This is a genomic window from Porphyromonas bobii, from assembly GCF_943169685.1.
GTDB lineage: Bacteria > Bacteroidota > Bacteroidia > Bacteroidales > Porphyromonadaceae > Porphyromonas > Porphyromonas pasteri.
Genome location: NZ_CALPBU010000005.1, coordinates 188000 through 200431, shown reverse-complemented (window position 1 = coordinate 200431; position 12432 = coordinate 188000). Strand labels below are relative to the sequence as shown.

The window sequence follows — 12432 nt, the reverse complement described above, 5'->3', positions numbered from 1 at the left end:
CTGCCTATGCCTCAGCTCCATACTCCGATCACGCTACCGCCCTCGCCTCCACGCTTGGGCTACGGGCAGCAAGCCCTCAGCTTCGGCTCGTGCTTCAGTGAGCATATCGGCGCTTACCTCCGTGATGGAGGCCTGCAGCTCCAAGTCAATCCCTTAGGCATCCAGTACAATCCCCTCTCGATAGCAGCCGGCATCGAGCGCCTTTTCTTTGGTGAGCCCTTCACCGAAGCCGACCTCTTCGAGCATGGCGGGCTCTACCATTCCTTCCTTCATCATGGGCGCTTCTCTGCCCCAAAGGCGGAGGAAGCCCTTCGCCTGATGAATGCTTCGTACGAAGCGGTGCAGACGGCGCTCCCTCAGCTACGCTACCTGTTCTTCACCTACGGCACGGCCTTTGTCTACCGCCTGGCGGGTGACGAATATGGCGGAGTAGCGGGTAGGGTAGTGAGCAACTGCCACAAGCTCCCCGAGCGGACGTTTGTCCGTGAGCGCGTGAGCTTAGAGACGCTTCTTCAGACTTGGCGCCCACTCATTGAGCGTCTTCGTGAGCGCTTCCCCGAGCTGACGATCATTCAGACGGTGAGCCCCGTGCGTCATCTGCGTGACGGTGCCCACGGCAATGCCCTCAGCAAGGCGAAGCTCCTGCTTCTCTCCGAGGCACTCACGGAGCTGTTCCCTGCGACTTGCTTTTATTTCCCCTCTTACGAATTGGTACTCGACGAGCTCCGCGACTACCGCTTCTACGCCGAGGATATGGTGCATCCCTCCCCCTTGGCACAGCGTATCGTCGCCGAGCGCTTCACCGCGTGGGCACTCGACGAAGCGGTGCAGAAGGCCTTGCCCTTAGCGCACCGCCTGCATCAAGAGCTTCGTCACCGCCCTTTACATGCTGAGGGAGCCGAGCATACGGCACGCCTCGCCGCTCTCCGTGAGCGCGTCGCCGCCTTCCGCTCGCAGTACCCCTCCGCTCAGCTTCACGACTTACCCACATGGATAGATTAGTTTCCCCCTCCTTCTCTCCCGCCACCCTTGCTACGGCCTTTGCGGTCACGCCGCATCTGTCGCACGACAGGGCTGTGAGCCATATACTCACCGATAGCCGCTCGCTCCTCACGCCCGAGGAGACGCTTTTCTTCGCCATCCGCACGGAGTCGGGTGACGGGCACCGCTATATCGAGTCGCTCTATGAGCGTGGGGTAAGGAGCTTCGTCGTCGAGCAACTCTCGAGCGAGACGGAGGCGAAGTATAGCGGGTGCAACTGGTATGTCGTCACCTCCTCTATCACGGCTTTGCAGGCGCTGGCACGCACGCACCGCGAGCGCTTTCCCCTGCTCCATACGATCGGTATCACGGGGAGCAACGGGAAGACCGTCGTCAAGGAACTGCTCTATCAGCTCCTCTCGCCCTGCTTCCATACGATGCGCTCCCCCCGCAGCTACAATTCGCAGATCGGCGTACCGCTCTCCGTGCTGAGTATCACCGCTACGGATGAAGTCGCCCTCATCGAAGCGGGGATCTCCCGCCCCGGTGAGATGGCTGCGCTGGAAGAAGTCATCGCGCCTCAGCTCGGTGTCTTCACCTCGCTCGGTAGCGCACATCAGGAGGGCTTCGCCTCGCTGGAGGAGAAGCTGGAGGAGAAGCTCCGCCTCTTCGAGCGCTCCTCCTCGCTCTTCTACAGCCTCGATACGCCTCTGGTCGCTGAGGCAATGCGTGAGCGCTTCCCCACGAAGTCCCACTACACCTGGAGTCATCAGGATCCTGCCGCCACGGTCTATGTCCGCACGACCGAGACGACGAGCACCACGACAGCGCTCGTCTGCGTGGTGGCTGGCGAAGAATATCCGCTGACCGTCCCCTTCACCGATGCCGCCTATCTCGAGGATGTCGCCTGCTGTCTGACCCTCGTGGCGGCCCTCGCTCCCCAGCTCCTCGCTGTGCCCGAAGCGTGGCGCACCCTCACCAGCATCTCGATGCGTCTGGAGGTCAAGGACGGCCTGCAGGGCAATACCCTCATTGATGACGCCTACAGCTGTGACCTGCAGTCGCTCTCCATTGCGCTGGACTTCCTGCGCCGTCGTGCTTCGGCTACGGGTGCTCGCCCCGTGCTCCTGCTCTCCGATATCGAGGGGAGCGGACGTAGTGATGCCGACCTCTATACCGAGGTCGCAGGCCTCATCCAGAGCTATGGCGTGGACGAAGTATTCGCTGTCGGTGAGCATCTCACGGCCTCGGCTGCACTCTTTGACGCAGGGCATACGCACTTCTTCGCGACGACGAGCGAGCTTTTAGCTTCTCCCCTCCTGTCGCGTCTGCACGACTCCTGTATCCTCATCAAGGGCGCACGCCGCTTCGCTCTCGACCAAGTCTACCGCCGTCTCTCCTCCCGCGAGCACCAGACGGTGCTGGATATCGACCTCAGCGCTGTCGTGCACAACCTCAATCACTACCGCTCGCTCCTGCCACCCGAGCATCCGCTCATCTGTATGATCAAGGCCGATGGCTACGGGACGGGGGCCTTTGAGCTGGCGCGTACACTCCAGGAGCACCGCGTCGACTACCTCGCTGTAGCCGTGGCGGACGAAGGGCGTGAGCTGCGTGGCAAGGGCATCCGCACGCACATCATGATCATGAACCCCGAGCTGTCGGTGGCAGATACCCTCTTCTCGCACCGCCTCGAGCCCGAGGTCTATAGTATGGAGCTCCTCGAGGGGCTGTGCGAACGCGCACGTATCGCAGGTATCACTGCCTTCCCTATCCATCTCAAGGTCGATAGCGGTATGCACCGCTTGGGCTTTGCGCCTGCTGACCTCCCTGCCGTAGGAGCTTATCTCCGTGAGCATCCCAAGCTGCGTGTCAGCTCGGTCTTCTCGCACCTGGCCGCTGCCGACGAGCCTGACAAGCGAGACTTCACTGAGCGTCAGGCGAAGACCTTCATCGCCGCTACCGAAGCCCTTACGGCAGCCCTCGGCTATCAGCCGAAGCGTCACCTGCTGAATACGGCGGGTATCGAGCGCTTCCCTGAATACGCTCTCGATATGGCACGCCTCGGCATCGGCCTCTATGGGGTGAGTGCTACGGGGCGCCCCGGGGTAGAGCCTATCGCTCGTCTGACGACCGTCCTCCTGCAGATCCGTGAGCTCCCCGCAGGCGAAGCCATCGGCTACGGCTGCCGTGGCATCACCTCCCGCCCCTCACGCATCGCAGTCATCCCTATCGGTTATGCTGACGGCTTCTCGCGCCGTCTGAGTCGTGGCGCTTATTCGGTGCTCCTGCACGGGCGTCTGTGCCCGACCATCGGCAATGTCTGTATGGATGCCTGTATGATCGATATCACCGATGTGCCCGAGGCACGGGTGGGGGACGAGGTCCTCATCTTCGGTGGCGAAGAGCGCCCTATCACGGTGCTTGCCGAAGCCTGTGACACGATCCCCTACGAGATCCTCACGACCCTCTCGACGCGCATCCAGCGTCGCTACTGGCGCGAGTAAGCCGGCACCCCATATATTAAGTATCCGCCCCACGGCTCGTCACTTAAGTGACCTGCCGTGGGGCTTACTTTTCTCCATCTTTGCTGAAGGGCTGTGACGATGTGTGGGAGAGGGTGGTGTGAACCTATATGAGTACGTGGGTAGAGCTATATAGGATGGCGAAGAAAGCTATATACCTTTGAGAAGTGACCTATATTAGGTTGTTGCTCCGCGTAGGGGATAAAAGTTGTCGACGAGTAGCAGAAAAGTTTGGGCTACGTACGTGGCTCTAATATCTACGTGCGTGGATATTTGGATTTACGTGCCTGGTCTTTAAGACTACGTGCGTAGACAGCTTAAAACCACTACGAGAAGGTGCTTTTTCCTTCACGAGAAGGACACTTTTCCCTCCGCTGGATAAGAGGAATACGCGCGATAAGGCGAAGGGCTTGCGTGTCACTTTGGAGAGGTCTGTCGGGAATTTTTTTGACGAGTTTGCGGCTGGTGTTTTGTGTAATTCAAATGTTTGCACTACCTTTGCACCCGTTCTGAAAAAGCTCCCACGCACCAAGGTGGTGAGTCGAACAAGGGAAAATGACTCTGTAGCTCAGTTGGTAGAGCAAGTGACTCTTAATCACTGGGTCGTGAGTTCGAGCCTCACCGGGGTCACCAAGAGAGCGGGTACTACATCTCAGTAGTACCCGCTCTCGCTGTATAATCGTAGGTACTGTGGAGTGTCTGCAGCAAAAATAAGGTCGTTAAAGATTGGGCCGATGAGCGAAGTGAGAATTACATCAGACTCCCCTGGATTCTTGATGGTTAGTGATATTGCTGATGAACAGGAGGCTTTCACCTCGGTGTTGAATGCCAAGTATCCTCAGCTGGATTTTGATTTTGGCTTCTGCTTTAGAGTATTGGATACCTTGAGTGGCATCCGCTCCAGAGTACGCTTCGATAAGGTAGATCGTATTCTGGAGCTTGACTTGATGATGCCAGAGGAGGACTTTCTTCCCTACAAGCAGAATAAGACGATGCAGCGGTTGATCATGGGGCGATACTTCTTCCCCTTCTTCTGTGATAAGGTCAGGGGATATAAGGGTAAGTTACCCGCCTTGTCTCCCGTCTTAGAGGAGGTGATCGTAGATATGGAGGCGTTCTTGATCGAGCATCTATGGCTGCCTGATGAGGATGGTCATCTGAGGCTGTCTGTCATCGAGGACTACACGTATGAGCAGACGATCCAGCAGTTTGGTCCACCCAGTCTCAAGACGTTCACAGAGGCTGACGGTGTCAAGGTGCAGGACTTACGCTGGGCTATCGATGCCGAGACCACATTGTCCGCTCAGTACAAACTCATCGATCGGACTTGGAGACTTGAGCGATGGGAGCGCTTGTAAATCTTTGATACCAATGCTCCCATGGGGCGAATCCCAAATGGAGTGCTACGTCATAGTAGTACCCGCTCTCGCTGTATAGGGCGGTGCCTCGGCACGGCAGGTATCAGCCTATATAGCTATCTTTGTAGGCATTGTAGTGTGTCCTGACCCTTCGTGGCGGGTCGCACATCTAATAGAGATATACATGAATTGGAAGCAATTTAACCGAGCAAATAACCTCGTGGGCTGGGCGATCTTCGCAGTCGCTACGCTCACCTATCTGCTCACGATCGGCCCCTCAGCGAGCCTGTGGGACTGTGCGGAGTTCATCGCTTGTGACTACAAGTTCGAGATCGGGCACCCTCCTGGCGCGCCCTTCTACATGCTGGTCTATAATGTGATCTCGCATCTGGGCGGTAGCCCTGAGCGTGCGGCACTGATGACCAATGCCACGAGTGCCGTGCTGAGCGGCCTCACGATCCTCTTCCTCTTCTGGACGATCACCCATATGGTACGCCGTGTGCTGACGCCTCGCGCGCATCTCGGCAAGCAGGGCTTTGAGCCCACTGGTGAGGTGATGACGATGGGGCAGGCTATCGCTATCCTTGGCTCTGGTCTGGTGGGTAGCTTGGTGTACACGTTCTCCGACTCCTTCTGGTTCAGCGCTGTCGAGGCGGAGGTGTATGCCTTCAGCTCGCTCTTCACAGCGGTGGTCTTCTGGCTGATCTTCAAGTGGGAGGAGCGCAGCGAGTACGAGCGCTCGGACCGCTGGCTGGTGCTGATCGCCTATCTGATGGGCCTCAGTATCGGGGTGCACCTGCTGAACCTGCTCTGTCTGCCCGCCATGGCGCTGGTCTACTACTACCGCCGTGCCACGACACCCACGCTCAAGGGCAGTGCTCTGGCGCTCCTCGGCTCCTTCGCCCTCGTCGGGCTGATGATGTACGGGGTCGTGCAGGGTGTGCCTAAGCTCGCAGGGAAGTGGGATATGTTCTTCGTCAATACCTGCGGCCTCAGCTACAACCAAGGGCTGTATATCTACCTCGCGGTACTCGTCGCTGTCCTCATCTGGGGTGTCTACGAAGCCGACCGTGCGGTGCAGGATCCCAAGCTCCTCGGCTCACATCGCTTCCGTATCTCTATCGCTCTGTCGCTGATCTTGATGGGGATCCCCCTCATCGGGAATGGTATCGTCGCCCTTGCACTGGCGGCTGGTATCATTGCCTTCTTCTACCTATATAAGGGGCTTCGCGCACGTGCCGTCCAGACGGTACAGATGTCGCTCGTGGCTATCGCTATGGGCTTCTCTTCCTACGGGGTGATCCTCGTGCGTGCGGTAGCTGACCCTCCGATGAATGAGAATGCGCCTGCTGATGCCTTCTCGCTCCGCTACTATCTGGCGCGTGAGCAGTATGGCTCGGCACCGCTCTTCTACGGCCCTACCTTCGCGTCGCCCTATAAGTACGGCGCCGACGGCCGTCCTGAGTTCGACGAAGGTGAGCCTACCTACGGTCGTGTCGATAAGGCTCAGCCTTCTGACCCCGACCGCTATGTAGCACGTGCGCCCAAGGATGAGCCCGTCTATGAGGGCTCGAGCATGATGCTCTTCCCCCGTGTCTATGACCGTGGTCATGCGCAGATGTACAATACGTGGATGGGGCGTGCTGCCGATGATATGTCGCAGCCTACCTTCGGGGACAACCTCACCTACTTCTTCAACTACCAGCTGACCTACATGTACTGGCGCTACTTTATGTGGAACTTCGCCGGGCGCCAGAATGACCTTCAGGGTGACGGCGGCCTCCTGCGTGGTGGCGCTGCTACGGGTATTCCCTTCGTCGATAGCTTCTTCTACGGGGATAGCGATACGCACCCCGAGGATATGACGGGCAATAAGGGGCACAATGTCTACTACGCCCTCCCGCTGATCCTCGGGCTCATCGGCCTCTTCTTCCAGATCGGTCGCGGGCGTCGTGGTGTGGAGAGCTTCTGGGTGACCTTTATGCTCTTCTTCATGACGGGTATCGCCATCGTGCTTTATCTCAACCAGTATCCTGGTCAGCCCCGTGAGCGTGACTACGCTTATGTGGGATCGTTCTACGCCTTCGCTATCTGGGTGGGCTTCGGTGTGGCTGCTATCGCTACGACCGCCAGCCGCTATCTCTCCAAGCAGCCTGCGAAGAAGACCAGTGATGAGGACGCGCCTGTCACCATCTCTACGGCTGCTGCAGGTGTCGCTTCGCTGGTGCTCCTGCTCATCCCCATACAGATGGCAGGGCAGAACTGGGACGACCACGACCGCTCGGGTCGCACCGTCGCCAGCGATATGGGCCGCAACTACCTCGAGAGCTGTGAGCCGAATGCCATCCTCTTCTGCTATGGTGACAATGATACCTTCCCCCTCTGGTACGCACAGGAAGTCGAGGGCATCCGCACGGACGTCCGCACCGTCAATCTCTCCTATCTCTCGGGTGACTGGTACATCGACCAGATGAAGAAGCAGGCCTACGAAGGCAAGCCTCTGCCCATCGGTCTCCTGCCCAAGTCCTATTATTACTACAACAACTACGCTCTCGTCAGTCCCAATGGCGGTGAGCGCCAGAGCGTCGAGGAGGCTTATAAGGCACTGCAGGGTCATGGCCCTGGTTCGCCTGCTATGCTGCCCTCGCCCGACCTCTACGTCGCCGTCGACTCGGCTGCTGTCGCTCAGCGCATCGCGAAGAGCTTCCCCGCACTCACGGGGCATATCACTCCCGACTTCTCACTGAGCCTGCACGGCCGTCAGTTCCTCGATATCGGTGGCCTCAGCGTACTTGACCTCATCGCGGGCAATAAGTGGGAGCGTCCTATCTACTGGGCGATCACCTCGCCCCGCAATGCCTTCAATGGTATGACCGCCAGCATGGTGCAGACGGGTATGGCTTCGCAGCTCCTCCCGCTCGCTCCACGTGTCGACAGCACGGGCCGTGCTATCGACTACGGCATCGGCAATCTGGATCGTATGTACGAGACGGTGATGACGAAGTTCCGCTGGTGCGGTGCTGATCGCCCGGGTACGTACTTCGATGAGAACGCCCGTGGCATCGTATCGACCCTGCGCAATCAGATCTTCACGCCTCTGGCGAATGGTTATCTCGAGCGTGGCGATAAGCAGAAGGCACAGGCCATACTGAAGAAGTGTCTCTCCGTCATTCTCGAGGAGAACGTCCCCTACGAGACGAGCGCACTCTACTTCGCTGATGCCCTCTATCGTGCCGATATGCGTGCTGAGGCTGACCACGTGCTGCAGGCTATCGCCCGCCGTGCGCTGAGCACGCTGACCTGGGCGGTACAGCTCCCCAAAGAGAGGCTCGAGGAGGTCTCACTCCATGGTGAGCTGCAGGAGGCTTATACGGCGATCTCTTACGCTCTCGACTTCGCTAAGGACTACAACTCGCAGGCGCTCTCCCGCTATGAGCAGGAGATCGCAGCACTGCTCCGCCGTCTGGGCGTAGCTCAGTAGTCCACTCTTCCGCCGATGATCGAGCGCATCCTCTGTCGGGTACCTATGTGGTACCGCATGCTCGTGCCTGGAGCGCGCTGGCGTATCCCCGCGCTCAAGGGCAAGAGTATCTACCTTACCTTCGATGATGGTCCGATACCCGAGGTCACGCCTTGGGTATTGGATCAGCTCGATGAGTTAGGGATCAAGGCCACGTTCTTCTGCGTGGCAGACAATGTGCGACGCTACCCCGAGCTCTTCGAGGAGATACGTCGCCGTGGTCACACGGTAGGCAATCACACCTATCATCATATCCAGGGTATCTTCCACTCGACGAAGGAGTACATGCGCGACGTGTATGACGCGCATGAGCTCATCCACTCACGCTACTTCCGTCCGCCGCACGGGCACCTGCGCTTCTCGCAGAATAGGGAGCTTAGTCATAGCTTCGAGATCGTGATGTGGGATGTCGTGACGCGCGACTACAATGCCGAGCTCAGCCCGGAGACCATCGTCGGCTACGTGAAGCGCTATGCGCGCAACGGCTCGATCATCGTCTTCCACGACTCGCTCAAGGCGGAGAAGAATATGCGCGTAGCGATGCCCGAAGCCGTGCGCTGGCTCCAGAGTGAGGGCTATCACTTCCTGCGTATCGGCGATGCCCCTTGATATATAGCATGGGATGAAGATCGTAGAAGGTCTTGGTATAGGTATAAAAAAGCGGAGCTGACTTCCCAGCCAGCTCCAACCTATTAACCAAAACCTTAACTATGAAAAATCTTACATTTTCATTGCAAATATACAGATAAATATATTATCTCCAACTGCGGGAGAAGCCCCTTCTTAAGAAGGTCTACGCACCTCCCACCGTCACTTAAGCAATTCATATAGTTCATGACCAAGATCGAGCCCGCCCAGAGCGCTCAGCCTTCGACCGCCACCGCCCGCCGCGTCTATATAGAGACCTATGGCTGCCAGATGAATGTCGCCGACAGCGAAGTCGTCGCATCCATCATGCAGATGGACGGCTTTCACCTGACCGAAGACCCTGAGTTGGCCGATGCTATCTTCCTCAATACCTGCTCTGTGCGCGACAATGCCGAGCAGAAAGTCCTCAACCGCATCGCTTACTATCACTCCATCCGCCGCAAGAAGCGCCGCCGTATCATCATCGGCGTCCTCGGCTGTATGGCGGAGCGTGCTAAGGGGGAGCTGATCGAGAAGCACCACGTCGACCTCGTCGTCGGCCCCGATAGCTACCTCGACCTGCCGAATCTCGTCGGCGCTGTCGAGCGCGGGGAGAAGGCGATCAACGTACAGCTCTCCACCACCGAGACCTACAAGGATGTCCTCCCGCTGAAGATCGGCGGACTCAACCTCTCGGGCTTCGTCTCCATCATGCGTGGGTGCAATAACTTCTGCTCCTACTGCATCGTGCCCTACACTCGTGGTCGCGAGCGTAGCCGTGAGCTGGAGAGCATCATCCGTGAGGTGAAGGACCTCGAGGCCAAGGGCTATCGTGAGATCACGCTGCTCGGGCAGAATGTGAATTCCTACCGCTTTGTGGACGGGGACCGCACGTATGACTTCGGTGACCTCCTCGAGCAGGTTGCCCTCGCTGTGCCTAAGATCCGTATCCGCTTCACCTCGCCTCACCCCAAGGATATGGACGACAAGGCCATCGCTGTGATGGCGAAGTACCCGAATATCTGCAAGCATATCCACCTGCCTGCACAGTCGGGCAACGACCGCATCCTCAAGCTCATGAAGCGCAACTACACCCGTGAGTGGTACCTCGAGCGTGTCGCGGCTATCCGCCGTGCTATGCCCGACTGCGCCATCACGTCGGATATCTTCTGCGGCTTCCACGACGAGAGCGAGGAGGACTTCCAGGATACGCTGAGCCTTATGCGTGAGGTGGTCTATGACAATGCCTTCCTCTTCAAGTACTCCGAGCGCCCCGGGACGTATGCCGCCAAGTACCTCATCGACAATATCCCCGAGGACGAGAAGATTCGCCGCCTCAACGAGATGATCGAGCTGCAGACCCAGCTCTCGCTCGAGAGCAACCTGCGTGACGTGGGGAAGACCTTCGAGGTCCTCATCGAGGGCTTCAGCAAGCGCTCTCGCGAACAGCTCTTCGGCCGTAGCCAGCAGAATAAGGTCGTCGTCTTCGACAAGCAAGGCTACCGCGTCGGTCAGTACGTGGATGTACGCATCGAGTCCGCCACGGCAGCGACCCTCATCGGGAAGCCCGTGCGCCCTGCCGAAGGCTATACGCCCGAAGCCGAGTAAGCGCCTCCAGCTTCTCCCCGAAGCAAAGAATCAAGCATCGCCCCAACAGATTTCGCCGAATCTGTGGGGCGATGTCGCTTTACTCCCATAGTGCAAGCGGCTTTGCTTGACTATTCGGACTACTCCCAGCGAGCGAAGGAAAACTTCCCACGCACCTCGTGGAAAACTGCATACCACTACAGAGAAAGCTTTGTCCACGTACGTGGTCGTTAAATCTACGTACGTGGATCATAGGATTTACGTGCATAGACTTTATGACCACGTACGTGGACGGAGGATTAGGCGTAGTCGTGGACAGCTTTTCTTCGGCTGGATGGCAAGAAGTCCTGTGCTTGGTTGTCGTCGAGCGACCGCAGGAACGGACAGCGTCGCCGTAGGAAGTGGAGGCCTTTGTGAAATGCGAAAAAAGGCGTTCCTTTGGAGAGTAAACCGATTACTAACCCTTTAGCACGATGGTAAGCGATGAGTAGAATCCTCCTAATGGTCGCCTATACGACCCTCGCCTGGCTACTCTTCTTTGCAGATGCCCAGGATGTGGCGTCGATGAATCCACTGCAAAGCCTTCTCGTTCTGATAGTCCTTGTCATAGGCATCCCCAAGGCCGCGCTCCTGACCCAGCGTTTCCTTCAGCGCCTGGGCAAGGAATGGACGGCGTATCGGAATGGCTAAATAGCCACCCAAAAGAAACAGCTTCGCCCCACATTGTCCCGACACAATGTGGGGCGAAGTGCGTAAGGCATCACAAGACGGCTGGCTACTGCCTGCTTTGCTCGAGAGGCTTATAGTAGTACGGATAATATCGCTATGTTTGCGGTCGATATTTATTCACCTGGGGTGCCTACCGCACCTGGGCGATGATACAAGGTCGTATGATGAGCGTCCTATGAATACAATGAAGCCGACAGATCCATCCCCAGAGCCTCTTGATGCCCTTGCGGTAGGGAGGAAGGTCCTGACATACTTGGCTGAGAGCCCAGAGCCCTCCCCGCGCGTCTGGGAGTGCTATAGCCGTGAGCAGGTGAAGCTGGAGATGCAGGCACGCTTTTGTCGGCAAGAAATGTCCCGAGAGGAGGCGGATCGCTTACGGTCCTACCCATACGCTGGGACTACCTTGTCCTATCCCCTCCCCAATCAAGGGATTACTGAGCTTTGCGGCCCTGCGGCTATTGCCTACGATCTGATGCTCACGGATCCTGTGGCTTATATATCCGCTATGCTCGCCCTCTACGAGACGGGGATATGTGCTGTCGGGGACCTCTATCTGCAGGCAAGCAAGGGACTGCGAGGGAGTTCCCGTGAAGGGATCTCGGGCATTGACTGGATGTTCTTAGGCGCGATGCGAGAGGGACGGAATATGCTCTTCGGGGTGGATGGCAAGGCTGGGCCGTTAGCGCTGTTTAGTCCGCCGAAAGATATGCTGTATTGGCTGAGGAGCATCTACCCGCACGAGCGCTTTGTACAGAGGTTGAGCTTCGTGGGCTGGGGCTCCGAGAGAGTGCACAGAAGAGCGATCATCGAAGCGCTGAGGAAGCCGACCCGATCGTTTCTGCTCATTGACTCGAAGCTGATCAAGGCGGACTCCAAGGGTAACCGTATCGCTCGCCTTCATTGGATCGTCATCAAGCCCGGGACGGCGGTATGGTCAGAAGACGGGGAGCGTGTATCGTTCACCTACTTTACTTGGGGAGCCGAGCGGGTAGGGCGCTTCCGCGTGAAGGACCTCATCAAGTATCTATACGTCACGATCGTGAGGGAGTAGCCTTCACCCAATGATGTTAAGCGACAAGAGGCTGGAGAGTCTATGCTCTCCAGC

The 12432-nt window shown here is 57.9% G+C and carries 8 protein-coding genes and 1 tRNA gene; all 9 read left to right on the top strand.

Going from position 1 to position 12432, the window contains the following annotated elements; translation table 11 throughout:
• Positions 1–6 precede the first annotated feature (6 nt).
• The 9 genes from KO088_RS06425 to KO088_RS06385 all read left to right on the top strand — a co-directional run bounded on the left by KO088_RS06425 (position 7) and on the right by KO088_RS06385 (position 12378).
• A complete protein-coding gene (locus KO088_RS06425; protein ID WP_215494050.1) occupies positions 7–1002 on the top strand; it encodes a GSCFA domain-containing protein in 996 nt (331 codons plus the stop codon).
• On the top strand, positions 990–3488 hold the full coding sequence (locus KO088_RS06420; RefSeq protein ID WP_215494049.1) for a bifunctional UDP-N-acetylmuramoyl-tripeptide:D-alanyl-D-alanine ligase/alanine racemase: 2499 nt from the start codon (positions 990–992) through the stop codon (positions 3486–3488). Before KO088_RS06425 ends, KO088_RS06420 begins: the two co-directional genes overlap by 13 nt.
• Before the next feature lie 575 nt (positions 3489–4063).
• A tRNA-Lys gene (locus KO088_RS06415) sits at positions 4064–4139 on the top strand.
• A gap of 101 nt (positions 4140–4240) precedes the next feature.
• The gene (locus KO088_RS06410; RefSeq protein ID WP_215494048.1) at positions 4241–4864 is read left to right on the top strand and encodes an Imm44 family immunity protein; all 624 of its coding nucleotides are present in this window, start codon (positions 4241–4243) and stop codon (positions 4862–4864) included.
• Between the two features lie 184 nt (positions 4865–5048).
• Positions 5049–8345, top strand: a complete 3297-nt coding sequence (locus KO088_RS06405; protein WP_215494047.1) for a glycosyltransferase family 117 protein — start codon at positions 5049–5051, stop codon at positions 8343–8345.
• Between the two features lie 15 nt (positions 8346–8360).
• A complete protein-coding gene (locus tag KO088_RS06400; protein ID WP_044115737.1) occupies positions 8361–8993 on the top strand; it encodes a polysaccharide deacetylase family protein in 633 nt (210 codons plus the stop codon).
• Positions 8994–9218: 225 nt separating this feature from the next.
• Positions 9219–10619, top strand: coding sequence for a tRNA (N6-isopentenyl adenosine(37)-C2)-methylthiotransferase MiaB (gene miaB, locus KO088_RS06395; protein ID WP_044115736.1), 1401 nt, complete (start codon positions 9219–9221; stop codon positions 10617–10619).
• 462 nt (positions 10620–11081) lie between these two features.
• Positions 11082–11288, top strand: a complete 207-nt coding sequence (locus KO088_RS06390; RefSeq protein ID WP_060934996.1) for a hypothetical protein — start codon at positions 11082–11084, stop codon at positions 11286–11288.
• A 214-nt stretch (positions 11289–11502) separates the two neighbouring features.
• Positions 11503–12378 carry a hypothetical protein gene (locus KO088_RS06385; RefSeq protein ID WP_215494046.1) on the top strand — a complete coding sequence of 292 codons (876 nt, stop codon included), beginning with the start codon at positions 11503–11505 and terminating at the stop codon, positions 12376–12378.
• The last annotated feature ends 54 nt before the right edge of the window (positions 12379–12432 follow it).